This is a genomic window from Streptomyces sp. NPDC054975, assembly GCF_053609105.1.
This window is the reverse complement of record NZ_JBSGWV010000012.1, coordinates 1-24,469: the sequence shown is the minus strand read 5'-3', so window position 1 is coordinate 24,469 and position 24,469 is coordinate 1. Positions and strand designations below refer to the sequence as shown.

General features: G+C 71.9%; 25 protein-coding genes. 15 read left to right on the top strand and 10 right to left on the bottom strand.

The genetic code is table 11. The annotated features are described in order from the left end of the window. Nucleotides 1-160: 160 nt before the first annotated feature. Nucleotides 161-358 carry a hypothetical protein gene (locus ACWF79_RS14555; protein WP_384504501.1) on the bottom strand — a complete coding sequence of 66 codons (198 nt, stop codon included), beginning with the start codon at nucleotides 356-358 and terminating at the stop codon, nucleotides 161-163. 506 nt (nucleotides 359-864) lie between these two features. Here ACWF79_RS14555 and ACWF79_RS14550 point away from each other — a divergent pair. Further along, nucleotides 865-2,778: an AMP-dependent synthetase/ligase gene (locus tag ACWF79_RS14550; protein ID WP_453728441.1), complete on the top strand. Its 1,914-nt coding sequence runs from the start codon at nucleotides 865-867 to the stop codon at nucleotides 2,776-2,778. 17 nt (nucleotides 2,779-2,795) lie between these two features. Here the strand turns inward: ACWF79_RS14550 and ACWF79_RS14545 are convergent, their stop codons facing one another. Continuing rightward, nucleotides 2,796-3,854 carry an ATP-dependent DNA ligase gene (locus ACWF79_RS14545; RefSeq protein ID WP_453728440.1) on the bottom strand — a complete coding sequence of 353 codons (1,059 nt, stop codon included), beginning with the start codon at nucleotides 3,852-3,854 and terminating at the stop codon, nucleotides 2,796-2,798. Nucleotides 3,855-3,906: 52 nt separating this feature from the next. On the opposite strand from ACWF79_RS14545, the gene ligD reads away from it, so the two are divergent. From ligD to ACWF79_RS14530, 3 genes are all read left to right on the top strand, one after another. Continuing rightward, entirely contained in the window at nucleotides 3,907-4,926 is a 1,020-nt protein-coding gene (gene ligD, locus ACWF79_RS14540; protein WP_453728439.1) for a non-homologous end-joining DNA ligase, read from the top strand. 223 nt (nucleotides 4,927-5,149) lie between these two features. Next, nucleotides 5,150-5,908, top strand: a complete 759-nt coding sequence (locus ACWF79_RS14535) for a class I SAM-dependent methyltransferase (RefSeq protein ID WP_453728438.1) — start codon at nucleotides 5,150-5,152, stop codon at nucleotides 5,906-5,908. Nucleotides 5,909-5,943: 35 nt separating this feature from the next. Then, nucleotides 5,944-6,225 (top strand): WhiB family transcriptional regulator, encoded by a 282-nt coding sequence (locus ACWF79_RS14530; protein WP_453728437.1) that lies wholly within the window; start codon nucleotides 5,944-5,946, stop codon nucleotides 6,223-6,225. A gap of 45 nt (nucleotides 6,226-6,270) precedes the next feature. Here ACWF79_RS14530 and ACWF79_RS14525 read toward each other — a convergent pair whose 3' ends face one another. The 3 genes from ACWF79_RS14525 to ACWF79_RS14515 form a co-directional block, all read right to left on the bottom strand. Next, on the bottom strand, nucleotides 6,271-7,245 hold the full coding sequence (locus ACWF79_RS14525) for an acyl-ACP desaturase (RefSeq protein ID WP_453728436.1): 975 nt from the start codon (nucleotides 7,243-7,245) through the stop codon (nucleotides 6,271-6,273). Nucleotides 7,246-7,592: 347 nt separating this feature from the next. Further along, nucleotides 7,593-9,227 (bottom strand): ABC-F family ATP-binding cassette domain-containing protein, encoded by a 1,635-nt coding sequence (locus ACWF79_RS14520; protein WP_453728435.1) that lies wholly within the window; start codon nucleotides 9,225-9,227, stop codon nucleotides 7,593-7,595. A 261-nt stretch (nucleotides 9,228-9,488) separates the two neighbouring features. After that, entirely contained in the window at nucleotides 9,489-9,899 is a 411-nt protein-coding gene (locus ACWF79_RS14515; protein ID WP_453728434.1) for an SsgA family sporulation/cell division regulator, read from the bottom strand. A 179-nt stretch (nucleotides 9,900-10,078) separates the two neighbouring features. Here ACWF79_RS14515 and ACWF79_RS14510 point away from each other — a divergent pair, with 179 nt between their 5' ends. Continuing rightward, a complete protein-coding gene (locus ACWF79_RS14510; RefSeq protein ID WP_453728433.1) occupies nucleotides 10,079-11,188 on the top strand; it encodes a WD40/YVTN/BNR-like repeat-containing protein in 1,110 nt (369 codons plus the stop codon). Between the two features lie 4 nt (nucleotides 11,189-11,192). Here ACWF79_RS14510 and ACWF79_RS14505 read toward each other — a convergent pair whose 3' ends face one another. Next, nucleotides 11,193-11,492 carry a YciI family protein gene (locus tag ACWF79_RS14505; protein WP_315892869.1) on the bottom strand — a complete coding sequence of 100 codons (300 nt, stop codon included), beginning with the start codon at nucleotides 11,490-11,492 and terminating at the stop codon, nucleotides 11,193-11,195. Between the two features lie 85 nt (nucleotides 11,493-11,577). Between ACWF79_RS14505 and ACWF79_RS14500 the strand changes: the two genes are divergently transcribed. The 3 genes from ACWF79_RS14500 to ACWF79_RS14490 all read left to right on the top strand — a co-directional run bounded on the left by ACWF79_RS14500 (nucleotide 11,578) and on the right by ACWF79_RS14490 (nucleotide 12,850). Continuing rightward, nucleotides 11,578-12,282 carry an endonuclease V gene (locus tag ACWF79_RS14500; protein WP_453728432.1) on the top strand — a complete coding sequence of 235 codons (705 nt, stop codon included), beginning with the start codon at nucleotides 11,578-11,580 and terminating at the stop codon, nucleotides 12,280-12,282. Nucleotides 12,283-12,344: 62 nt separating this feature from the next. After that, on the top strand, nucleotides 12,345-12,479 hold the full coding sequence (gene mmpA, locus ACWF79_RS14495; RefSeq protein WP_453728431.1) for a morphogenic membrane protein MmpA: 135 nt from the start codon (nucleotides 12,345-12,347) through the stop codon (nucleotides 12,477-12,479). Beyond that, nucleotides 12,476-12,850, top strand: coding sequence for a VOC family protein (locus ACWF79_RS14490; protein ID WP_453728430.1), 375 nt, complete (start codon nucleotides 12,476-12,478; stop codon nucleotides 12,848-12,850). The genes mmpA and ACWF79_RS14490 overlap by 4 nt, the downstream gene beginning before the upstream one ends. 13 nt (nucleotides 12,851-12,863) lie before the next feature. Here ACWF79_RS14490 and ACWF79_RS14485 read toward each other — a convergent pair whose 3' ends face one another. Continuing rightward, nucleotides 12,864-14,072: a saccharopine dehydrogenase family protein gene (locus ACWF79_RS14485; RefSeq protein ID WP_453728429.1), complete on the bottom strand. Its 1,209-nt coding sequence runs from the start codon at nucleotides 14,070-14,072 to the stop codon at nucleotides 12,864-12,866. 192 nt (nucleotides 14,073-14,264) lie between these two features. Here ACWF79_RS14485 and ACWF79_RS14480 point away from each other — a divergent pair, with 192 nt between their 5' ends. The 4 genes from ACWF79_RS14480 to ACWF79_RS14465 are packed head-to-tail and all read left to right on the top strand — an operon-like array spanning nucleotide 14,265 to nucleotide 20,055. Next, nucleotides 14,265-15,434, top strand: a complete 1,170-nt coding sequence (locus ACWF79_RS14480; protein WP_453728428.1) for a CaiB/BaiF CoA transferase family protein — start codon at nucleotides 14,265-14,267, stop codon at nucleotides 15,432-15,434. Further along, on the top strand, nucleotides 15,431-16,573 hold the full coding sequence (locus ACWF79_RS14475) for an acyl-CoA dehydrogenase family protein (RefSeq protein ID WP_453728427.1): 1,143 nt from the start codon (nucleotides 15,431-15,433) through the stop codon (nucleotides 16,571-16,573). Before ACWF79_RS14480 ends, ACWF79_RS14475 begins: the two co-directional genes overlap by 4 nt. A 52-nt stretch (nucleotides 16,574-16,625) precedes the next feature. Then, the gene (locus tag ACWF79_RS14470; protein ID WP_453728426.1) at nucleotides 16,626-17,843 is read left to right on the top strand and encodes an acetyl-CoA C-acetyltransferase; all 1,218 of its coding nucleotides are present in this window, start codon (nucleotides 16,626-16,628) and stop codon (nucleotides 17,841-17,843) included. Nucleotides 17,844-17,880: 37 nt separating this feature from the next. Beyond that, entirely contained in the window at nucleotides 17,881-20,055 is a 2,175-nt protein-coding gene (locus ACWF79_RS14465; protein WP_453728425.1) for a 3-hydroxyacyl-CoA dehydrogenase NAD-binding domain-containing protein, read from the top strand. On the opposite strand, the gene ACWF79_RS14460 is transcribed toward ACWF79_RS14465, so the two are convergent. Then, nucleotides 20,052-20,783, bottom strand: coding sequence for a MerR family transcriptional regulator (locus ACWF79_RS14460; protein WP_453728424.1), 732 nt, complete (start codon nucleotides 20,781-20,783; stop codon nucleotides 20,052-20,054). The genes ACWF79_RS14465 and ACWF79_RS14460 overlap by 4 nt on opposite strands. A 471-nt stretch (nucleotides 20,784-21,254) precedes the next feature. On the opposite strand from ACWF79_RS14460, the gene ACWF79_RS14455 reads away from it, so the two are divergent. Together ACWF79_RS14455 and ACWF79_RS14450 are read left to right on the top strand one after the other, a co-directional pair. Beyond that, nucleotides 21,255-21,683: an Appr-1-p processing protein gene (locus ACWF79_RS14455; RefSeq protein WP_453728533.1), complete on the top strand. Its 429-nt coding sequence runs from the start codon at nucleotides 21,255-21,257 to the stop codon at nucleotides 21,681-21,683. Between the two features lie 85 nt (nucleotides 21,684-21,768). Continuing rightward, a complete protein-coding gene (locus ACWF79_RS14450; protein ID WP_453728423.1) occupies nucleotides 21,769-22,227 on the top strand; it encodes a hypothetical protein in 459 nt (152 codons plus the stop codon). Between the two features lie 15 nt (nucleotides 22,228-22,242). On the opposite strand, the gene ACWF79_RS14445 is transcribed toward ACWF79_RS14450, so the two are convergent. Further along, on the bottom strand, nucleotides 22,243-22,626 hold the full coding sequence (locus ACWF79_RS14445; protein WP_453728422.1) for a VOC family protein: 384 nt from the start codon (nucleotides 22,624-22,626) through the stop codon (nucleotides 22,243-22,245). Nucleotides 22,627-22,755: 129 nt separating this feature from the next. Then, a complete protein-coding gene (sph, locus tag ACWF79_RS14440) occupies nucleotides 22,756-23,736 on the bottom strand; it encodes a sphingomyelin phosphodiesterase (protein ID WP_453728421.1) in 981 nt (326 codons plus the stop codon). A 182-nt stretch (nucleotides 23,737-23,918) separates the two neighbouring features. On the opposite strand from sph, the gene ACWF79_RS14435 reads away from it, so the two are divergent. Next, the gene (locus tag ACWF79_RS14435; RefSeq protein ID WP_453728420.1) at nucleotides 23,919-24,407 is read left to right on the top strand and encodes a F0F1 ATP synthase subunit B family protein; all 489 of its coding nucleotides are present in this window, start codon (nucleotides 23,919-23,921) and stop codon (nucleotides 24,405-24,407) included. Nucleotides 24,408-24,469: the final 62 nt, after the last annotated feature.

Sequence of the window (24,469 nt, the reverse complement as noted above, 5' to 3'; positions counted from 1 at the left end):
GGGGCACACCCGAACCGGTGCGGTACCGGGCCGGCGCCTCGAACGGCCCAGTGCCCCGAAGGGGGTCAGCGCCCGGAGGGGTCAGCGCCCCGCCCACCCCGGGCCCCGCCCACGCCCGGACAGGCCGGCGCGGGCGGACCGGCCGGGGGCCGCGGGTCGGCTAGCGCGGGCGGACCGGCAGCAGCGGGTGGTGCTTCGCCAGGATCTTGTTCGCCTGGGCCAGCGCGGACAGCGCGTGCTCCCGGTCCGCCCGGTCCTCCGCGCAGAGCGGACCCCGGAACCGCAGCACCTCGCGCGCCGCGCAGTCGGCGTCGACCTCCGCCTGCAGGACGTGCAGGGGCAGGCAGGACCCGATCATGGCGGCCACACGGTCGGGGATCGGGACGGGTACGAGGGGCGAGGGCGAGGTGATCACGGGTCAGTCCTTGTGGGTACGGGTTCGGGTGCGGGGTCTCCCTCTCCCATACGTACAGGATGGGCTTCCTGGTTCGGAGACGGGGATGTCTCCGTGGGGCAACGGCCCGGTGCTCGTTCGGCGGGGTGTACGGACGGTCGGCGCCCGGCCCCGGCCCGCGCCGTGCCACGCCTCGCGGTGTTCCCGCAGGTGCGCGCCGCGTGGGCCGATCTTCCTCCCCGCGAGGCCGCCCGAGTCGCTCGGCCGTTCGCCGAACGAGGGCTCGGGTGCCCGCCTGTGAATGTGAAGCATCTCACTCCCTCCCGGAGCGGCCGATCGACGGAATCCGAGCCCGGCCGATCGTGCCCGGAAGGTTGAAATCTGGTTACGGGTGAGTAAGTTGACTTGGCGGTAGGTCACCCGGAGGTCCGCTCGTTCCCCGTCCGCATGCCGCGAACAGGAGCCCCGCCATGGGCGTACGCAAGGACTTGAAGCAGGCCAGGAAGCGCCCCGATCTGATCGGCCGGTTTCCCGTCCGGCTTGTGCGGGAGGACGGCGTCGTACGGGAGGCGCACACCCCTCCGCCGGCCGGGCCCGCCCCCTCGGGAACGCCCGCGGACATCCCCTTCGGCCACGCGGCCGCGGACCCCGGCGCGATCGTCATGCGGCGCCAGGAGCACGGAATCTGGCGGCCCGTCACCGCCGCGGAGTTCGCCGGTGACGTCCTGGCCGTGGCGAAGGGGCTGATCGCGGCAGGCGTGGAGCCCGGCGGGCGGGTCGGGCTGATGGCGCGTACCGGCTACGCGTGGGCCGTGCTCGACTTCGCCATCTGGTCGGCCGGCGGGCAGACCGTCCCCGTCTACCCGACCTCCTCGGCCGAGCAGGTCGCCTGGATCCTGCACGACTCCGGCACCCGTCATGTCGTCACCGAGAGCGCCGGGCACACCGCCACCGTCGCCGAGGCCGCCGCCACGCTCCCGGAACCGGTCCGAACCTGGCAGACCGACTCCGGCGGGCTGGCGGAACTCGCCGCCCTCGGCGCGGACATCGCCGACGACATACCCGCCGGACGCCGTGGAGCGCTCACCCCGGACACCGTGGCGACCCTCTGCTACACCTCCGGCACGACCGGCCGCCCCAAGGGCTGCGCCCTCACGCACGGAAACCTCCACGCCGAGGCGCGCGCCACGGTCGAACTGCTGCACCCGGTCTTCCAGGCGGTCACGGGCCAACCGGCCTCGACCCTGCTCTTCCTGCCCCTGGCCCACATCCTCGGACGGGTCATCCAGCTCGCGTGCCTGATGGCGGGCATCGAGATCGGCCAGTTCCCCAGCATCAAGCCCGACGAACTCCGCCCCGAACTCCGCCGGTTCAGGCCCACCTTCGTCGTCGGCGTGCCCTATCTCTTCGAGAAGATCCACGACACCGGCCGGGCCACCGCCGAGAAACTCGGCCGCGGCGCCTCCTTCGACCGCGCCGACGCCATAGCCGTCCGCTACGGCGAGACGTCCCTGCGCCATGCCCTGGGGACAGGGCCACGCCCCGGCGTCGGGCTCACCGCCGCCCATGCCCTCTACGACCTGCTCGTCTACCGGCGCATCCGCAAGGAGCTCGGTGGGAACCTGCGGTACGCCATCAGCGGCGGCTCACCGCTCGACAGCCGCCTCAGCCACTTCTTCTACGCCGCGGGAGTCCTCGTCTACGAGGGCTACGGCCTCACCGAGACGAGCGCGGCCGCCACGGTCACCCCGCCCCTGCGCCCACGGCCCGGCACCGTGGGCCGTCCGGTGCCCGGCACCGCCGTCCGGATCGCCGACGACGGCGAGGTGCTCCTCAAGGGCCCCATCGTCTTCACCGCGTACTGGAACAACCCCGAGGCCACCCAGGAGGTGCTGAGGGACGGCTGGTTCGCGACCGGCGATCTCGGGGCCCTGGACGAGGACGGCTATCTCGTCATCACCGGCCGCAAGAAGGACATCCTGGTCACCTCCGGCGGCAAGAACGTCTCGCCGGCCGTCCTGGAGGACCGGCTGCGCAGCCGCCCGCCCGTCGGCCAGTGCCTGGTCGTCGGCGACGACCGTCCGTACATCGGGGCGCTCGTCACCCTCGACCCCGACGCGACGCGGCACTGGCTCGCCGTCCGGAAACGGCCGGTGGACACCCCCGTGACCGCGCTCGCCGAGGACCCGGAGCTGCTCGCCGACATCCAGAAGGCCGTCGACCATGCCAACCGGGCCGTCTCCCGGGCCGAGTCGATCCGCCGGTTCCGCGTCGTGCCGGGGGAGTTCAGCGAGGAGAACGGGATGCTGACCCCGTCCCTCAAGGTCAAGCGGCACGCGGTCATGGCGGCGTACGGGAAGGAGATCGACGCGCTGTACCGCTGAGCACCGCCGCGGGCCCGTTACGTCAGCACCTCGGACAAGTCGTAGGAGACCGGCTCCTCCAGCTGCGCGTACCCGCAGGACTCCGGCGTCCGGTCCGGCCGCCACCGCTTGAACTGGGCCGTGTGCCGGAACCGGTCGCCCTCCATGTGGTCGTACCCCACCTCGCAGACGCGCTCCGGCCGCAGCGCCACCCACGACAGGTCCTTCTTCCCCGACCAGCGGCTCGGCGCGCCCGGCAGCCGCGCACCCGCGTGCGCGGCCTCCTCGGCCCAGGCCGCCCACGGGTGCCCGTCGGGCGGGTCCATCCGCAGCGGCTCCAGCTCGGCGATCAGCTCCTCGCGGCGCCTGGCGGTGAAGGCCGCGCAGACGCCGACGTGCTGGAGGGTGCCGCCGTCGTCGTACAGGCCGAGCAGGAGCGAACCGACGACCGGCCCGCTCTTGTGGAAGCGGTAGCCGGCCACCACCACATCGGCCGTGCGCTCGTGCTTGATCTTGTACATCAGCCGGGCGTCCGGCCGGTACGGCAGATCCAGCGGCTTGGCGATGACCCCGTCGAGGCCCGCCCCCTCGTACTGGTCGAACCAGTGCGCCGCGACCTCCGGATCCGTCGTCGCCGGTGCCACGTGCACCGGGGCGTCGACCCCGTGCAGCGCCTCCTCCAGGGCGGCCCGCCGGTCGGTCAGAGGCGTGTCGAGCAGCGAGTCGTCGCCGAGGGCGAGCAGATCGAAGGCGATGAACCGGGCCGGGGTCTTCCCGGCCAGCATCCGCACCCGTGAGTCGGCGGGGTGGATGCGCTCGCTGAGCCGGTCGAAGTCGAGCCGTCCGTCGTGCTCGATCACGATCTCGCCGTCGACCACGCAGCGCCGCGGCAGCCGCGACAGCAGCGCCTCGACCAGCTCCGGGAAGTAGCGGGTCAGCGGCTTGCCCGTACGGCTGCCGATGACCAGCTCCGGGCCGTCGCGGTGCACGATCGCACGGAAGCCGTCCCACTTGGCCTCGTACTGCATGCCCGGCGGGATCTTCTTCACGGACTTGGCCAGCATCGGCTTCACGGGTGGCATCACCGGGAGATCCATGGACCGATTGTCCGGTATGCGCGGAATACCGGCGAGCCCTACGCTGACACGCATGGCGAGCAAGACGGCAGCGGTGGAACTGGAAGTCGGCGAGCGGACCGTACGCGTCTCCAATCCGGACAAGGTGTACTTCCCCGAACCCGGCTACACCAAGCTCGACATGGTCAGCTACTACCTGGCCGTCGGCGAGGGCATCACCCGCGCCCTGCGGGACCGGCCCACGACCCTGGAGCGCTACCCCGACGGGGTGACCGGCGAGTCCTTCTTCCAGAAGCGGGCCCCCAAGTACCTGCCGGACTGGATCCCGACCGCGCACATCACCTTCCCCAGCGGGCGTTCCGCCGACGAGATGTGCCCGACCGAGCCCGCCGCCGTCCTGTGGGCGGCCAACCTCGGCGCGGTCACCTTCCACCCCTGGCCGGTACGGCGCGAGGACACCGACCGCCCCGACGAACTGCGCCTCGACCTCGACCCGCAGCCCGGCACCGACTACGCCGACGCCGTACGCGCCGCCCACGAGCTGCGCGCCGTCCTGGACGAGCACGGGCTGCGCGGCTGGCCCAAGACCTCGGGCGGGCGCGGGCTGCACGTCTTCGTGCCGATCGAGCCGCTCTGGACCTTCACCCAGGTCCGACGCGCGGCCATCGCCTGCGGCCGTGAGCTGGAGCGCCGGATGCCGGACCGCGTGACCATCAAGTGGTGGAAGGAGGAGCGCGGCGAGCGGATCTTCGTCGACTACAACCAGACCGCCCGCGACCGCACGATCGCCTCCGCCTACTCCGTACGCCCCCGCCCGCACGCCCCGGTCTCCGCCCCGCTGAACTGGGACGAGATCGACGACGCGACGCCCTCGGACTTCGACATCAGGACCATGCCGGCCCGGTACGCGGAGGTCGGTGACGTGCACGCCGACATGGACGACCACCGGTTCAGCCTGGAGAGCCTCCTGGAGCTGGCCCGCCGTGACGAGGCGGAGCACGGGCTCGGCGACCTGCCGTACCCGCCGGAGTACCCGAAGATGCCGGGCGAACCGAAGCGGGTGCAGCCGAGCCGGGAGAAGAAGGGTGACTGAGCCGGAAAACCCTGTCCGGGGAGCAGCGGGAAGGCCTTCTGACGGGCCGTGACGGGGGCGTCGCCGCGTGCGCGTAGGGGGCCATGGGTGGGCCGACCGGCCCCCGCCCACCCTGCCCGCCGACGGCCGTCCAGCGCCTCGCGCGCCGCCCCTGAAACCCCTCCTGAGCTGGGCTTTCCTCGTGATCTCCCCTACCGTTCAGGCATCGGGAAAGGGGTGCCGGATGGACCGGAACATACGTGACGTCGACGACGTGCTGAAGCTCCTCGACGGGCTCTTCGCGCGGGAGGCCGACCGCTGGACCGCCGACGGGGCGGGATGGTGGAACGGCTTCTACGGAGACCGCTCCAAGGAGGTGCCGTTCTTCGTCGCGAAGCCGGACGAAAGCCTCGTCTCGTACGTCGAGCGGGGGCTGATCGCCCCCGGCCGCGTCCTCGACCTGGGCTGCGGGCCCGGGCGCAACGCCGTGTACCTGGCGTCCCTGGGCTTCGACGTGGACGCGGTGGACCTCTCGGACGAGGCGCTCTCCTGGGCCCGGCAGCGGGCCGAGGAGGCCGGTGCTCAGGTGCGCTTCCACCACGGGGACGCCTTCGCGCTCGCGGGGAGCGCGCTGACCGGGCCGTACGACCTGATCTTCGACTCGGGCTGCTTCCACCACCTGCCGCCGCACCGGCGGGTCAGCTACCTCGCCCTGCTCGAACGGCTCCTCGCACCCGGGGGCCACTTCGCCCTGACGTGCTTCGCCTCCGGCGGGATGGGTTCGGAGCTGCCCGACGCCGCCTTCTACGGCGAGCAGCGCCTGCACGGCGGGCTCGCCTACACCGCGGAGTCCCTGCGCTGGATCTTCGCCGACCTGGCGGAGGTCGAACTGCGCCGGATGCGGGACGAGCCGGCCGACTCCCCGCACTTCGGCGAGGCCTTCCTCTGGACGGCGCTTTTCCGCCGTCCAGAGGAGCGGCGCGCCGCATTGATCGAACGTTGAGGGACCGTTTACGGCCGACCGGCAACGTATCGGCCATGGAGACCGACACCACCGTGATGACCGCCCCGGCCGCCCCCGACATGTCCTGGCAGGAGAACGCCCTGTGCGCCCAGGCCGGGCCCGAGTTCTTCTTCCCGGCCCCCGGCTCCTCGACCCGCGAGGCGAAGCAGCTGTGCGGGGCGTGTGAGGGGCGGGTGGCCTGCCTCCAGTACGCGCTGGAGAACGACGAGCGGTTCGGGGTGTGGGGCGGCCTCTCGGAGAAGGAGCGGGGGCGGCTCAAGCGCACGGGGGGCGCTCGCCGCAGCCTCGCTCCGTGAGGGACGGGTGCCCGTGCACCCGTCGCCCGGTGGTGCTCCGGGGGGTCAGCCCGCCGCGCGCGCCGCCATCCGCGCCTTGCGCGCGGCCAGCTTCGCGTCGAACTTCGACGCCTCGCTGTCGAGGCCGTCCATGTAGAGACCCAGCTCCTCCTGGGCCTTCAGGCCCTCCGGGCCGAGGCCGTCGATCTGGAGCACCTTGAGGAAGCGCAGCACCGGCTGCAGCACGTCGTCGTGGTGGATCCGCATGTTGTAGATCTCGCCGATGGCCATCTGCGCGGCCGCCCGCTCGAAGCCCGGCATGCCGTGTCCCGGCATCCGGAAGTTCACGACGACGTCCCGCACGGCCTGCATGGTCAGGTCCGGGGCGATCTCGAAGGCCGCGCCCAGCAGGTTGCGGTAGAAGACCATGTGCAGGTTCTCGTCGGTGGCGATGCGTGCCAGCATCCGGTCGCAGACCGGGTCGCCCGACTGGTGGCCGGTGTTCCGGTGCGAGATACGCGTGGCCAGCTCCTGGAAGGCGACGTACGCGACCGAGTGCAGCATCGAGTGCCGGTTGTCGGACTCGAAGCCCTCGCTCATGTGCGCCATCCGGAACTGCTCCAGCTTGTCCGGGTCCACGGCGCGCGAGGCCAGCAGATAGTCGCGCATCACGATGCCGTGGCGGCCCTCCTCGGCGGTCCAGCGGTGCACCCAGGTGCCCCAGGCGCCGTCGCGGCCGAAGAGCGTGGCGATCTCGTGGTGGTAGCTGGGGAGGTTGTCCTCGGTGAGCAGGTTGACCACGAGGGCGATCTTGCCGACCTCGGTGACCTTGGACTGGGACGGGTCCCAGGCCTCGCCGTCCTCGAAGAAGCCCGGGAAGTTCCGGCCGTCGGACCACGGGACGTACTCGTGCGGCATCCAGTCCTTGGTGACCTTCAGGTGCCGGTTCAGCTCCTTCTCCACCACCTCTTCCAACGCGTAGAGCAGCCGCGCGTCGGTCCACCCTGTCGAGCTGCCGAGGTGGGGAGAGGTGAGTGTCACGGGGAACTCCTGGGGACGGAGACAAGGGCATACGGAACTACCTACGGATTCGTAGGTTACGAGACCGTAGGTTAAGGCTCCGTAAGGCCCCGGCCAAGCCCGTCATGACGATGTCCGGTTACGTTCCGTTATGTACGCAGCTCGTGGGGGTGCGGGAGAGGCAGGTCACGGCTCGGGCGCGTCGGGTTGGCGTGATCGCGACTACTCGGAGCGGATGGTCGGCCTCAGAGTGACGCGACCGCCGCAGCCGCAGCATGTGGCTGCCGGCCGCGGCGGTCGACACGCACGGCGGTGACTGGGGGCTCGCCCCGGTGTTCACGGCCGGTGGCGGTACGAGAGTCTGGGCGTTACCGCACCGTTGAAGCGACCTCCTCCTGGCTCGTCGGTCGCAGCTCACCGTCGAGCAGCAGCCAGCGGGTGATCCCCAGCGACTCCAGGAACGGCACGTCGTGGCTGGCGACGATCAACGCCCCCTCGTACGCCTCCAAAGCCGCCGTCAGCTTCCGTACCGACGCCATGTCCAGGTTGTTCGTCGGCTCGTCGAGCATCAGCAACCGCGGTGCCGGCTCGGCGAGCAGCAGCGCCGCGAGCGTCGCCCGGAACCGCTCCCCGCCGGACAGTGTCCCGGCCGGCTGATCCGCCCGCGCGCCCTTGAACAGGAACCGGGCGAGGCGGGCCCTGATCGCGTTGGCCGTCGCCTCGGGCGCGAACCGGGCGACGTTCTCCACCACGCTCAGCTCGTCGTCGAGGACGTCGAGCCGCTGCGGCAGGAAACGCAGCGGCACATGCGTCTCGACCTCGCCCGCCACCGGCTTCAGCTCCCCGGCGATCGTCCGCAGCAGCGTCGTCTTGCCGGCGCCGTTCCGGCCCACGAGCGCGATCCGCTCCGGTCCGCGCAGCTCGAACCCGCCGCCCACCCGGGCGCCGTACCGCAACTCCAGGTCGCGCAGCGTCAGCACACCGAGGCCGGGATGGACCGTGGTGCGCGGCAGCTCGATCCTGATCTCGTCGTCGTCCCGTACCGCCTCCTCCGCCAGGCCGAGCCGCTCCCGCGCCTCGGCCAGCCGCTCGGTGTGCAGGGCGCGGTGCTTGCCCGCCGAGACCTGCGCCGACGCCCTGCGGTTGTTGGCGACGATCTTCGGTACGACCTTGTTCTCGAAGCTCTTCTGCCCGTACCGCTTGCGGCGCGCCAACTTCATCTGCGCGTCGGACAGTTCGCGCTTCTGGCGCTGGACATCGGCCTCGGCGACCCGCACCATCCGTTCCGCCGCCTCCTGTTCGGCGGCGAGAGCCTCCTCGTACGCGGAGTAGGAGCCGCCGTACCAGGTGACCTCGCCGTCGCGCAGATCGGCGATCTGGTCTACCCGCTCCAGGAGTTGACGGTCGTGGCTGACCACGACGAGGACTCCGGACCAGGCGTCCACGGCTTCGTAGAGCCGGTTGCGGGCGGACAGGTCGAGATTGTTGGTCGGCTCGTCGAGCAGCAGGATGTCCGGCCGGGCGAGCAGCAGCGCCGCGAGCCGCAGCAGGACCGACTCGCCTCCGGACACCTCGCCGATGGTCCGGTCGAGACCGATGTGTCCGAGGCCGAGCTGGTCGAGGGTGGCGCGGGCGCGCTCCTCCACGTCCCAGTCGTCGCCGACCGTCGCGAAGTGCTCCTCGGCGGGGTCACCGGCCTCGATGGCGTGCAGCGCGGCCCGGGTCTCGGCGATCCCGAGGGCCTCGTCCACGCGGAGCGCGGTGTCCAGGACCAGGTTCTGCGGGAGGTGGCCGACCTCGCCGACCGTACGGACCGTGCCGTCGGTGGGCGTCAATTCACCGGCGAGGAGCTTGAGGAGCGTCGACTTTCCCGAGCCGTTCAGGCCGATCAGCCCGGTACGGCCGGGACCGACCGCGAGCCGGAAGTCGTCCAGGACCGCCGTGCCGTCCGGCCAGGAGAAGGAGAGGGACGAACAGGTGATGAAGGTGGGATGGGTCGCCATGGGGGCCTCCCTGTTGCATGAGCGTGGGCTGGGGGCAACGGGTGAGACACCGGGGCGCGGGCAGGCGGAAACGCTCGTACGCCGAGGGCGAAGACGGCACACGCGGCGCTGCGTGGAAGCAGCTGAGGGCACGCGCGGCACGGTGTCTCGCAACCTCAGACGAGCAACGGCCTTCTCCGATCGGGCGACAACAGGGCCAGGTCAGGACGGTACGCCCGGAGCCGCGCGGAGCCAAACGATTTAACGGGCCGGCCGGGGCGGTCAGCCGCCCAGGAGCTGGGCCAAATCCTCGTCCCAGTCCAGGTACTGGTGCTCGCGGCCGGTCGGCACCAGGTGCTGCGAGCGCTGCAGGAAGTGCCGCAGCTCGGCCGTGCGCACGTGCACCACGGCCACGCCCTCGGGGGCGTGGAACTCGACGACGGTGCGGTCGTACCCGTACGGGCGGACCCGGACGTCCCCGAGCCCGGCCGGCCCGTCGACGCCCTGCGCGAGCAGCTCGCGCGAGAACGCCCAGGAGACCTCGACGCCCTCCAGCGTCGCGGGCGGGGGGAACGCCATGCTCACGGCGAAGGGGTCCTCGCGGTCGTAGCGCAGTGTGGCGGGGACGGTTTCCATCCGGGGCGCGGCTGCGACCAGACGGGCCTGGACGGCCTGCTCGATGACGGTGGACAAGGCCAGCTCCTGTCGCGCGGCTTCGGTTCCTGACGTCTCCCTGACACTAGGGAAGACGAACGACCGGGCGGGAACGTGCACTGGGGGGCCACGTGAGCTGTGTCACCGCCGCGCTCGGCACGCCGTCCGGTCCGAGGCGGTCTGGACGGGGTCACCGGGGTGGGCTAGCTTCCGGCGCCATGACGTCCAAGGGGAAGACGAGACGAATGATGTCGGTGGGACTGAGTGGGGTGGCCCTCGCGGCGGCCCTGACGGTCCCGGCACACGGCGCGTCGGGCGGTGCGGCGCAGAATGCCTGGGACCAGGGGGCCGGGCACGGCGCCGGCTGGCAGCTGACACAGACCGGTACGGAGGCCCGCTTCCGAGGCCTTGCGGCCGTCGACCGCAGGACCGCGTGGGCCGCGGGCTCGAAGGGGACGGTGCTCCGCACCACGGACGGCGGACGGAGCTGGCGAAACGTCTCGCCGCCCGGAGCCGGGGAGCTGGAGCTGCGCGACGTCGAGGCCTTCGACGCCCGGCGCGCCGTGGTCCTCGCCATCGGGGAGGGCGAGGCCTCGCGGGTGCTGCGGACCGAGGACGGCGGCGCCACCTGGACGGAGTCCTTCCGTAACACCGACCCCCGGGCGTTCTACGACTGCATGACCTTCTTCGACCAGCGCCACGGTCTCGCCATGAGCGACCCGGTCGACGGGAAGTTCCGGATCCTGTCGACGCGGGACGGCGGCCGTTCCTGGGCGGTGCTGCCCGACGCCGGGATGCCGGCCGCGCTGCCCGGAGAGGCCGGGTTCGCGGCGAGCGGCCAGTGCCTGGTCTCCTCCGGGCCGAGGGACGTCTGGCTGGCGACCGGCGGCGGCGCCACGGCGCGCGTGCTGCACTCCCGCGACCGGGGCCTGACCTGGACCGCCACGGAATCCACGATCCCGGCGGGCGACCCGGCGCGCGGTGTCTTCGGGCTCGCCTTCCGCGATCGCACGCACGGGATCGCCGTCGGAGGCGACTACCGCGCCGGACAGCCCTCGCCGCACGCGGCCGCCGTCACCGGCGACGGCGGACGCCGCTGGAGCACCGCCTCCGCCCCACCACCCGCGTACCGCTCGGGCGTCGCCTGGCTCCCGTACGGTTCGGCCGCGCTCGCGGTCGGCCCGACGGGCACGGACCTGACGACGGACGGCGGCCACACCTGGCGGACCGTCGACACCGGCTCGTACGACACCGTGGACTGCACGCGGGACGGCGCGTGCTGGGCCTCCGGCGAGAAGGGCCGCATCGCCCGCCTCGACCGCGGCTGACGCGCTACGACGGCAGCTGCTCGCGGTACGGGGCGAGGGCCTCGGCCGTCTTGGTCGCGTAGAACTCCGTGATCCGGTACGCGCAGACGCCCTCGACGGTGAACGGGTCGGCCGCGACGATCTTCTCGATCTCGGCGCGGTCGACCCCGGCGGCGAGGACGATGCCGCCGTCGCGCGGGTTCTTCCGCCCCGAGGCGATGAACACGCCGGCGGCGTACTGCGCGTCGAGCCACTCGACGTGCGCGTCCAGCAGCGCGTCGGCACGCTCGACCGGGGCGGTGTAGGTCAATTCCAGTACGAACATGATCGGCAGGCTACCCGGGGACCGGCCGCCGGCGGGAAAACCGCTCGCCAGTCGGACGCGGGGGCGCCGTAGGGTGGCGGTCATCATGATGATCATCGACGTACCCGAGGGCTGGCCCACCGACGAGGCGACGGCCCGCGCCGTGCAGGAGGAGCTGCGGGGCCGGCTCGTCCTCGACGAGCCGGGACCGGCGCCCGGCACCGGCCACGTCACCGGCCTGGACGTGGCCTACGACGACGAGCGCGATCTCGTCGTCGCCGCGGCCGTCGTCCTGGACGCCCGCACGCTCGACGTGGTGGAGGAGGCGACGGCGGTCGGCCGGGTGTCGTTCCCCTACGTCCCCGGGCTGCTCGCCTTCCGTGAGATACCCACGGTGCTCGCCGCCCTCGCCGGACTGGCCGCGGACCCGGGACTGCTCGTCTGCGACGGCTACGGCCTCGCCCACCCCCGCCGCTTCGGCCTCGCGAGTCACCTGGGCGTCCTGACCGGACGCCCGTCGATCGGCGTCGCGAAGAACCCCTTCACCTTCGACCACGACCGACCCGGCCCGGACCGGGGCGACTTCAGCCCCCTGCTGGCATCCGGCACGGAGGAGGTCGGCCGCGCCCTGCGCACGCAGGCCGGGGTGAAGCCCGTCTTCGTCTCCGTCGGCCACCGGGTCTCCCTGGACAACGCCTGCGCCCACACCCTGCTGCTCGCCCCGCGCTACCGCATCCCCGAGACGACGCGACACGCCGACTCCCTCTGCCGCCGCGCCCTCCGCGAGGCCCTGGAGACGTCGGGCGGCTGAGTGCCGCGACTGAGTACGCGTACGGATGGCGGGGTGTGATCACGCGAGGCAGGCTGGGGCGCATGACCCTCCCCGTATCTGCCCCGCCCCGCCGCGCCGGTCGCGGCATGAACGCGCTGCTCGCCGGGTCCGCGCTCCTCGCCCTGGCCTGGCTCTGTGCCATGCTCTACGTCGTCGCCGCCTGGGTGCTCGCATGATCGGCACCCTGCAGTGCGTCGTCCTGGACTGCACCGACGTCATGGAACTCGCCCGGTTCTACCAGCAGGTCCTGGGCGGCGAGATCAACCGTCCCGACCCGCAGTGGGCCGTCGGCGACGCCTGGGCCACCCTGCACGACGCCGCCGGCGCCCCGGTGCTCGCCTTCCAGGGCGTGGCCGACCACCGGCCACCCGTCTGGGGCGCGCCCGAGCAGCAGTTCCACCTGGACGTCCGGGTCGCGGACCTGGAGGCCGCCCATGACGCCGTGCTGGCGCTCGGCGCGTCCCCGCTCGACTCCGGGGACGGCGACCGGGCCTGGCGCATCTACGCCGACCCGGCCGGCCACCCCTTCTGCCTGGTACGCCACTGAGCAGGGCGTCGGCCTACCGTGCGTCGGCCACCCGGAAGCGGATGCCGGCCGCCTGGAGCCGGTCCAGGAGCGCGTCGCCCATGGCGGCGGCCGACGTGACCTGGCCCGAGGTCTTCGGCAGGTCGTCGTCCAGGGCGAGACAGAGCGCCGCCTCGGCGAGGATCTTCGCCGTCTCGTCATACCCCGGGTCGCCGCCCGAGACCTCGGTGAACACGCGCCTCCCGCCGCCCTCGCCGACGAAGCGCACGGTGAACCAGCTGCGCGCGCGCCGCTCCGGGCTCGGCCCCTGCCCCGCCTGGTAGCGGCTCATCAGCCAGCGCCGCACGGGGGGTAGTTGGGCCGCCGCGAGGCCGGAGCCTGCCACGGCCGAGCCGCCGAGCGCCATCGGGAGGGTCTTGACCGAGGCGTAGTGCCGGTAGACGAAGTCGGGGCCGTACGCGTCGAGCGCCCGCGCCGAACGGGCCACCACCTGGGCGTCGATGGTCGGCAGCGGGAGCGCCCAGGTGCCCGTCTCCCGGCTGAAGCGCGGCCCGCCGAGGGGTGCGCGGGCCCTGCGGCCGACCAACCGGGGCTCGTACAGGCGCCGTTCGCGGGCGGCGCGCATGGTCTCCCGGCGGCGTCCCATCGCCGTGAGAGCGGAGGCGAACGTCCCGCCGGAGAAGACGGCTCCGACGCGCACGAATCCGTCGATCCGCAGCGGCACGTCCTTGGGCAGTTGCCGCACGGTGAAGTAGACGCCCAGATCGTGCGGTACGGAGTCGAAGCCGCACGCGTGCACGATCCGCGCCCCCGTCTCCCTGGCGCGCGCGTCGTACCGTACGTACATCGCGTCGACGAACTCCGGCTCGCCGGTCAGGTCCACGTAGTCCGTGCCGGTCTCCGCGCACGCGGCCACCAGGTTCTCGCCGTACCAGACGTACGGACCGACCGTCGTGGCCACCACCCGGGTGGACGCGGCCAGTTCGCGCATCGCGTCCGCGTCGGACGAGTCCGCGACCACCAGTGGCAGCCCGGCGCACCCGGGCCACCGCTGCGCCAGCCGCTCCCGCAGCGCGGCCAGCTTGGCGCGGCTGCGCCCGGCCAGTGCCCACCGGCACCCGACCGGCGCGTGCTCGGCCAGATACTCCGCGGTGAGCTCGCCGACGAACCCCGTCGCCCCGAAGAGCACGACGTCGTACGCCCGCTCTCCGCCACCGTGCCCCGCACCGTTCCCGGTCTTCATCCAGCCCCTCGCCTTCACCGACGGCTTCCCCTGAGAGCGCGGAGCCTAGCGGTAGCTCCGACGGCTTCGGTCAGCGGTGGTCCCTCGGGTGAATCTCCCCGCGCCTGCTCGGCCCGGGGGCTTGTGCGGAGTGGAACACGTTCCTAGCATCACCGGTGTTACATCATTGGTGTCACATTAGCTGGGGGCTTGATGGCGGCGACGACGGCGACAACCCGGACCCTCTCGAACGGGCCGCTCGCCGGGGTGCGGGTGGTGGAGCTGGCGGGGATCGGGCCCGGCCCGTTCGCGGCGATGCTCCTCGCCGACCTCGGCGCCGACGTCGTCCGCGTCGACCGGCCGGGCGGGCCGGGGCTCGGCATCGACCCCGCGTACGACCTCACCAACCGCAACAAGCGCTCGGCCCTCGTCGACCTCAAGGCCGACGGCGGCGCCGCAGCCGTCCTCGACCTGGTCGAGCGGGCCGACATCCTGATCGAGGGCTACCGCCCCGGTGTCGCCGAACGCCTCGGCGTCGGCCCCGACGCCTGCCTCGCCCGCAACCCGAGGCTCGTCTACGGCCGGATGACCGGCTGGGGCCAGGGCGGGCCGCTCGCCGCGAGCGCCGGCCACGACATCGCGTACCTCGCGATCACCGGCACCCTCGGCATGATCGGCCCCGATCCGGACGGCCCGCCCACGGTCCCCGCCAACCTCGTCGGCGACTACGCGGGCGGCTCGCTCTACCTCGTCGTCGGCGTCCTCGCCGCGCTCCAGCACGCCCGCGCGCACGGCGAGGGCCAGGTCGTCGACGCGGCCATCGTGGACGGCGCCGCCCACCTCGCCACCATGATCCACGGCATGCTGGCGGCCGGCGGCTGGCAGGACCGGCGCGGCGTCAATCTGCTGGACGGCGGCTGCCCCTTCTACGGCACCTACGAGACCGCCGACGGCCGGTACATGGCCGTCGGCGCCTTGGAGCAGCAGTTCTACGACGAGTTCGTCCGGCTCCTCGGCATCGAGGACGCCGCCCCCGCCCGCCGGGACTTCGGGCGCTGGGCCGAACTCCGTACCGCCGTCGCGGACCGCTTCCGTACCCGGACGTGCGGGGAGTGGACCGCCGTCTTCGACGGGACCGACGCCTGCGTGGCGCCGGTCCTCTCGCTCCGCGAGGCACCCGCCCACCCGCACCTCGCCGCCCGCGCCACCTTCGTCGAGCACGGCGGCCTCACCCAGCCGGCCCCCGCGCCCCGCTTCTCCGCCACCCCCGGCACGGTGCGTACCGGCCCCGCCCTGCCCGGCGCCGACACCGGCGCGATCGCCCGCGACTGGGCCGTCCCCTCCCTGATCCGCGACGAAGCCCCCCAGGAGCCCGAAGCATGAAGCGCCAGCTCTACACCGCCGACCACGAGGCCTTCCGCGCGACCGTCCGCACCTTCCTCGCCAAGGAGGTGCTGCCCCACTACGAGCAGTGGGAGAGGGACGGCATCGTCGCGCGCGAGGCCTGGCTCGCCGCCGGCCGGCAGGGACTCCTCGGCCTCGCCGTCGACGAGGAGTACGGAGGCGGCGGCAACCCCGACTTCCGCTACAGCGCCGTCCTCGCCGAGGAGTTCACCCGGGCCGGCGCGCCCGGCATCGCCCTCGGCCTGCACAACGACATCATCGGCCCGTACCTCACCTCGCTCGCCACCGAGGAGCAGAAGCGCCGCTGGCTCCCCGGCTTCTGCACCGGCGAGCTGATCACCGCCATCGCGATGACCGAGCCGGGCGCCGGTTCCGACCTCCAGGGGATCCGGACCAGCGCGGAGGACCGCGGTGACCACTGGGTGCTCAACGGGTCCAAGACCTTCATCTCCAACGGCATCCTCGCCGACCTGGTGATCGTCGTCGCGAGGACGACCCCCGAAGGCGGGGCGCACGGGCTCTCGCTGCTGGTCGTCGAGCGGGGCATGGAGGGCTTCGAGCGGGGCCGGAACCTCGACAAGATCGGCCAGAAGTCCCAGGACACCGCCGAACTCTTCTTCCACGACGTCCGCGTCCCCAAGGAGAACCTCCTCGGCGAGCTCAACGGGGCCTTCGTCCACCTCATGACCAACCTCGCCCAGGAGCGGATGGCCATCGCGGTCGCCGGCATCGCCGCCGCCGAGCACCTCCTGGAGATCACCACCCGGTACGTCAAGGAGCGCGAGGCCTTCGGGCGCCCGCTGGCCAAGCTCCAGCACGTCCGCTTCGAGATCGCCGAGATGGCGACCGAGTGCGCCGTCACCCGTACGTTCCTCGACCGGTGCATCGTCGATCACTCGAACGGGGAACTCGACGCCGTCCACGCCTCGATGGCCAAGTGGTGGGCGACCGAGCTGCAGAAGCGCGTCGCCGACCGCTGCCTCCAACTTCACGGAGGGTACGGCTACATGGCCGAATTCCCGGTCGCCAGGGCGTTCACCGACGGCCGTATCCAGACCATCTACGGCGGAACGACCGAGATCATGAAGGAGATCATCGGACGGTCCCTGCTGGGCTGATGTCCTCTCCACCCTCATCGTCGACATCTCTGACATCCCTGAAAGGCTTCTCGTGAGCACCGAAGCGTACGTGTACGACGCGATCCGCACCCCGCGCGGCCGCGGCAAGGCCAACGGAGCCCTGCACGGCACCAAGCCCATCGACCTCGTCGTCGGACTCATCCACGAACTCCGTGACCGCTTCCCCGGCCTCGACCCGGCCGCGATCGACGACATCGTCCTCGGCGTCGTCGGCCCGGTCGGCGACCAGGGCTCCGACATCGCCCGTATCGCCGCCATCGCCGCCGGTCTGCCCGACACCGTCGCCGGCGTCCAGGAGAACCGCTTCTGTGCCTCGGGTCTCGAAGCCGTCAACATGGCCGCGATGAAGGTCCGTTCGGGCTGGGAGGAGCTGGTCCTCGCCGGTGGCGTCGAGTCCATGTCCCGCGTCCCGATGGCCTCCGACGGCGGTGCCTGGTTCGCCGACCCGATGACCAACCACGAGACCGGGTTCGTGCCCCAGGGCATCGGCGCCGACCTCATCGCCACGATCGAGGGCTTCTCGCGCCGCGACGTCGACGAGTACGCCGCGCTCTCCCAGGAGCGGGCCGCGGCCGCCTGGAAGGACGGCCGCTTCGACCGCTCCGTCGTCCCCGTCAAGGACCGGCGCAGCGGCCTGGTCGTCCTCGACCACGACGAGCACATGCGCCCCGGCACCACCGCCGACTCGCTCGCCGCGCTGAAGCCCTCGTTCGCCGCCATCGGCGACATGGGCGGCTTCGACGCGGTCGCGCTGCAGAAGTACCACTGGGTGGAGAAGATCGACCACGTCCACCACGCGGGCAACTCCTCCGGCATCGTCGACGGCGCCTCGCTCGTCGCCATCGGCTCGAAGGAGGTAGGCGAGCGGTACGGCATGACGCCGCGCGCCCGGATCCTCGCCGCGGCCGTCTCCGGCTCCGAGCCCACGATCATGCTCACCGGACCCGCCCCCGCGACCCGCAAGGCGCTCGCCAAGGCCGGGCTCACCATGGACGACATCGACCTGGTCGAGATCAACGAGGCCTTCGCGGGCGTCGTACTCCGCTTCGTCAAGGACATGGGCATCAGCCTCGACAAGGTCAACGTCAACGGCGGCGCCATCGCGCTCGGCCACCCGCTCGGCGCGACCGGCGCGATGATCCTCGGCACCCTCGTCGACGAGCTGGAGCGCCAGGACAAGCGCTACGGCCTGGCCACGCTGTGCGTCGGCGGCGGCATGGGCATCGCCACCATCGTCGAGCGCGTCTGACGACCGTCCCTCCCCTCAGCCTTACGGAGAAGCAGCAATGAGCAGCCAGAGCACCACCATCCGCTGGGAGCAGGACGAGACCGGCGTCGTCACCCTCGTCCTCGACGACCCGAACCAGTCCGCGAACACCATGAACCAGGCGTTCAAGGACTCCATCGAGGCGATCGCCGACCGCGCGGAGGCCGAGAAGGACTCCATCCGCGGCATCATCTACACCTCCGCCAAGAAGACCTTCTTCGCGGGCGGCGACCTCAAGGACATGATCCGGCTCCGGCCGGAGGACGCCCAGCTCGCCTTCGACACCGGCACCGAGATCAAGCGCTCCCTGCGCCGCATCGAGACCCTGGGCAAGCCCGTCGTCGCCGCGATCAACGGCGCGGCGCTCGGCGGCGGTTACGAGATCGCCCTCGCCTCCCACCACCGGATCGCGCTCGACGCGCCCGGCTCCAAGATCGGCCTGCCCGAGGTCACCCTCGGCCTCCTCCCGGCCGCCGGCGGCGTCACCCGTACCGTACGCCTCATGGGCATCGCCGACGCCCTGCTGAAGGTGCTGCTCCAGGGCACCCAGTACGCGCCGCAGCGGGCTCTGGAGAACGGCCTGATCCACGAGGTCGCGGCCACGCCCGAGGAGATGCTCGCCAAGGCCCGCGCCTTCATCGACGCGAACCCCGAGTCGCAGCAGCCCTGGGACGTCAAGGGGTACAAGATCCCCGGCGGCACCCCGTCGAACCCGCGGTTCGCCGCCAACCTGCCGGCGTTCCCCGCCAACCTGAAGAAGCAGCTGAACGGTGCGCCCTACCCGGCCCCGCGCAACATCCTCGCCTGCGCGGTCGAGGGCTCCCAGGTCGACTTCGAGACGGCGCAGACCATCGAGGCCCGCTACTTCACCGAGCTGGTCACCGGCCAGACGGCGAAGAACATGATCCAGGCCTTCTTCTTCGACCTCCAGGCCGTCAACTCCGGCGCCAACCGCCCCCAGGGCATCGAGCCGCGGACCGTCCGCAAGGTGGCCGTCCTCGGCGCGGGCATGATGGGCGCCGGCATCGCGTACTCCTGCGCCCGCGCCGGCATCGAGGTCGTCCTCAAGGACGTCACTGCGGAGGCGGCGGCGAAGGGCAAGGGCTACTCCGAGAAGCTCTGCGCCAAGGCCGTCTCCCGGGGTCGTACGACCCAGGCGAAGGCGGACGAACTCCTCGCCCGGATCACCCCGACCGCCGACCCGGCCGACCTGGCGGGCTGCGACGCCGTGATCGAGGCCGTCTTCGAGGACACCGCGCTCAAGCACAAGGTCTTCGAGGAGATCCAGGACGTCGTCGAGCCGGATGCGCTGCTCTGCTCCAACACCTCCACCCTGCCCATCACCGTGCTGGCCGAGGGGGTCTCCCGCCCCGAGGACTTCATCGGCCTGCACTTCTTCTCGCCGGTCGACAAGATGCCGCTGGTGGAGATCATCAAGGGCGAGCGCACCGGCGACGAGGCGCTGGCGCGCGCGTTCGACCTCGTACGACAGATCAAGAAGACCCCGATCGTCGTCAACGACTCGCGCGGCTTCTTCACCTCGCGCGTGATCGGCCAGTTCATCAACGAGGGCGTCGCCATGGTCGGCGAGGGCGTCGAGCCCGCCTCCGTCGAGCAGGCGGCGGCGCAGGCCGGCTACCCCGCCAAGGTGCTCTCCCTGATGGACGAGCTGACCCTGACGCTGCCCAGGAAGATCCGCAACGAGGCGCGGCGCGCGGTCGAGGAGACCGGCGGCACCTGGGCGGAGCACCCCTCGGACGCGGTGATCGACCGGATGGTCGACGAGTTCGGCCGTACGGGACGCAGCGGCGGCGCGGGCTTCTACGAGTACGGGGAGGACGGCCGGCGGGCAGGCCTGTGGCCGGGCCTGCGCGAGCACTTCGGGCGCCCGGACGTGGCGGTCCCCTTCGAGGACATGAAGGAGCGGATGCTCTTCTCCGAGGCGCTGGACTCGGTCCGCTGCCTGGAGGAGAACGTCCTGACCTCGGTCGCCGACGCCAACATCGGCTCCATCATGGGCATCGGTTTCCCGGCGTGGACCGGAGGCGTACTCCAGTACATCAACGGTTACGAGGGCGGGCTGCCCGGATTCGTGGCACGCGCGCGTGAGCTGGCGGAGAAGTACGGCGACCGCTTCCAGCCGCCGGCGCTGCTGGTGGAGAAGGCGGAGCGGGGCGAGGTCTTCACGGACTAGCCGTCGCTGCGGAAGGCGGTCCGCAGCTCCTCGCTGAGGGACCGTTGGAAGGCGGTGACGAGGGCCTGGATCACCATGGGCTGCATGTGCGCGGAGAGCGACTTCATGGCGGCCAGGTGGTCCGGGTCCTCGGCGCGCTCCCGGTACGGGTTCCAGACCTCCTCACGGAACAGCCGGGACAGCTCCTGCGCGGCCAGGCGCGCGTGCTCCAGGAGGACGGTGCGGGAGGCGAGGATCGTCTCGTGCGCGATGGGCACGTCGAGCAGCTCGACGCCGAGCCGCAGGAGGGAGGCGTCGAGCCGGAAGACGTCGGGGTCCTTCCCCTTGTCGAGGACTCCCATCGCCGCGAGCCGGTCGACGTCCTCGTCGCCGAGGGTCCGTCCGGCGCGCCGCTCCAGCTCGCGCCGGGTGATCTCCTCGGCGGACTCGGGAGCCCAGGCGGCGATCAGGGCCCGGTGCACGGCGAGGTCGCGCTCGCTGAGGTCGGGCGGGAGCTGGTGGAGGTAGCGCTCGATGGCGGCGAGGGTCATCCCCTGGCGCTGGAGCTCCTCGATCAGCGCGAGCCGCGAGAGGTGCCCGGGTCCGTAGTGCCCGACCCGACGCGGCCCGATGGTGGGCGGCGGCAGCAGCCCTTTGGTCCCGTAGAACCGGACGGTCCGCACGGTGACACCGGCCCGCGCGGCCAACTCGTCCACGGTGTAGGTCGGCACTTCGCTCTCGGTGGCCATCGCAGACGCCTCGCTTCCGGTACTGTGCGGTGCCGTTCGGCTCGGTGGAACAGTATTGCTGTCTCACCATTGATGTAAAAGCAGAAGGCGCATGGGGCCGTGGTGAAGAGCGCAGACGTCCCGTCGATACCGGACGCGGCGTGGTTGGAGGAACGGCTGGGCGAAGGGTCGCTCTGACGACCGGCCGAGGCGGACCTGCCGCCCGAGCTAACCCACGCGGGCTCCCGGGAGCTCCTGCTCACGGTCGGGACGAGATCTTCGACTGCCTTGCCTGACGGCCCGCACCAGCTCCGCGCCGCGTTGTCAGAGGCGGCCCGTAGCGTGGACGCATGACGGGGATCACGTACGTACGCGGGGACGCCGGGCCCGTGCTGCCCGGCACCGGCGGCTACCGCGTACTCGCCGACCGGCGCCGCGTCCGCCGGATCCTGGAGGAACTCGCCCCGGCCCACGGCGCCGCAGGGCAAGGGCATCAAGATCATCGCTCATGTCTGCAACGACCTGGGGGGTTGGGGCAAGGGCTTCGTCGTGGCCGTGTCGCGGCGGTGGGCCGAGCCCGAGAAGGAGTACAGGCGGTGGCACCGGGAGCGGGCGAAGAACGACTTCGGACTGGGGGCCGCGCAGTTCGTACAGGTCGAGCCCCGTGTGTGGGTGGCCAATCTGGTGGGGCAGCGGGGGATCCGGACCGGGCGCAGCAGCGGCGTGCCCGTCCGTTACGAGGCGATCGGCACCGCGCTCGGGCGGCTTGCCGGGAAGGCGGAGGAGTTGGGGGCATCCGTGCACATGCCCCGGATCGGGTGCGGGCTGGCCGGCGGGGTGTGGGGGCGGGTCGAGCCGTTGGTCGTTGAGCGGCTGACGGCGCGGGGGATAGCGGTCACCGTGTACGACTTCGGCGCCTGAGCGCACCCGCGGGGGTGGGTGGCGTGTACCTGACGCTAGAGTCACGTGCTTGTTCGAATGCGGGGATCGCCGACAGGGGAGGGTCATGTACACGGAACTCAGGGAGACGGCCACGGAGTTGGCCGGAGTCCTGTGGCGGGAGCACACCGTGTACCGGGAGCGCGGCGGTGGTGTCGTGATCCGGGGGGAGCACGTGGAGCGGTGGATCAGTCTGGCCCCGACCGGCGGACGGAACCAGGCGCGACTGCGTGCCGGCCGTCTTCTGGACGGCGGCACCACGGCGCCGGCCCGCTCGGAGACCGTGGTCGACCTCTCGGTCGGGACGGCCGAACTGGCCGCGGTCTGCCGCCGCCTGCTCGCCGACGTCGCCGCCGCGGAGACCCGGCCGCCCCGGGCCCACACCGAGCGCCGGCCCAGGACCAAGGCGGAGGGCAAGGCGCCCCGCCCCCGCCGGAGACGGCACACGAGCCTCGCCTCGTGGGTGGTGCTGATATGCGTCGCCGGTGTCGTGGGGCTGTGGGGCTACAGCGTCTTCGGTGGCTAGGCGGTCCTCAGCGGATCAGAGGGGCTGGAGCCGGGAGCGCAGGAGGCAGAACTCGTTGCCTTCCGGATCGGCCAGGACGTGCCAGCTCTCGTCACCGGTCTGGCCGACGTCGGCGGGCTTGGCCCCGAGGGCGAGCAGTCGCTCCAGTTCGGCGTCCTGATCGCGGTCGGTGGCGTTGACGTCGATGTGCAGGCGCAGCGGCCCGGTCCGCGGCTCGCTGCTGGGGCTGAGGACGAGGGCGGGCTGCGCCCCGCCGAAGCCGACGCCCGGCGGCCCGATCGCGATGCTGCCGTCGTCCTCACGGTCGATCTCGACGTAGCCGAGTACCTCGCTCCAGAACGCGGCGAGCCGTTCGGGGTCGGCGCAGTTGATGACCAGCTCACTGATGCGGCATGCCATGGCCGGCAGTGTATGCGGGCGACCCCTCGCGGGTCAGGGGGATTGCGCTGTGCCCCGGTCTGGCGGTGAGGCCGGGCCTCCAGGGCGGCTCGGCTGCCCTGGAGACCCGGACCGTTCAGGCCGGCACCGTCAGTACGCCGTCACCGGGTAGTGGTCCGACAGGTTCGTGTACGTGTACGTCGTACCCCAGCTGGAGACCGACCAGGGCGCGCTCTTCTCCAGGATCACGTGGTTCGTCCAGTTCGCCGGGCGCGCGTTGCCCGCGCGGTACAGGACGTGGTCGAGGTCCTCGCGCGGGTCGTCCGGGTAGCGCTCGGAGGCGATCGAGTTCAGCTCCGTGTCGAACGAGTACGGGTGGCCGGTACGGGCGTCCGCGCCCACCAGGCCCGCGTCGGCGAGCATCGTGCCGTACTCGGCGGTCCGCGAGTCGACGTTCATGTCGCCCGCGACGATCACCTGCTCGTTCGCCGGGATGTTCTTGCCGTCGAGGAAGGCGTCCATCGCCTTGAACTGGCGGCTGCGCATCTGCGCCGCCTCACCCGCCGAGCAGCCCGGGTCCGTGGACTGGGCGTGGGTCCCGACGACGTGGACCTTGGCGCCGTTCACGTTGAGGACGGTGTAGACGAAGCCCTTGTTGGAGTACCAGTCCGCGCCGCAGGCGTCCTTGTAGACGTATTGCTCCTTGCGGACGATCGGCCACTTGCTGAGGATCGTCACGCCGCCGTCCTCGGGCGTCGTGGCCGAGTAGGCACCGCTCGTCGCGTCCCAGCCGGTCTTGCCGCGGCCCATGACCGGGGTCTGGTACGGGTACTGGGCGGCCGAGTTCGCCTTGAGCGCGTCCGAGGAGGAGTTGTCGAACGCCTCCTGGATCACGACCACGTCCTGGCCCTGGTAGAAGGACGCGGCGGGTATCGCCTTCGCCCGGTGGTCCTGGCCCCAGTTGGGGTAGAGCGTCTTGCTGAACAGGAAGGCGTTGTACGTGAGCACCTTCAGCCGGGGCGCCTCGGCGGCGGACGCCGCGGGGGCGGTCGCGGCCAGGGTCGCGGCGGCGAGCGCGACGGACACGGCGGCGCCGAGGAATCTGCGGTGGAGCGGGGCGAGCGGCGACACAGGATCTCCCGATTCTGGGTGGGGGTTCGACCGGCGACGCACATGCAATCAGCCCTAGTTACCTTCCGGTAGCCGTTGGATGCCGGGAATCTTGCGAGCCCGACACGAACATGCCAACTCTGCCGTCAACTCAGTCCTCGATGCCGGAATTGTCCCTTGTGCTGACCAGGTAGGATGCGCGCATGACCCTCGCGCAGAATTCGACGATCTTCGACATGGACCTCGGTCCGCTCAACCCCGTCACGGCTGAGCTCATCCTTGGCGTAGTGCTGTTCGCCCTGACCTTCCTGATCCTGGCGAAGGGCATCCTGCCGAAGATCAGCCGCACCCTCGACGCGCGTGAGGACGCCATCGCGGGTGGCACCACGCGCGCCGACGACCTGCGGGCCGAGGCCACGCAGATCCGCGAGCAGTACGAGGCCGAGCTGGCCGAGGCGCGCCACGAGGCCGCCCGCATCCGCTCGCAGGCCACCGAGGAGGGCGCGGCCGCCATCGCCGCCGCCCGTGCCGAGGGCATCCGCGAGCGCGAGGCGATCCTCGCCGCCGGCGCCGAGCGCATCGCCACCGAGCGCGCCGCCGCCGAGCGCGAGCTCAACGAGGACGTCGAGGCCTGGGCCCGCGCCCTGGCCGGCCGCATCGTCGGCGAGCCGGTCGGCGCCGACCGCGGCTGACGCGCATCACGCACCACGCAGCACCATGATCGGGGCCGCGTCCCGGGCCGATGCCCGGGACC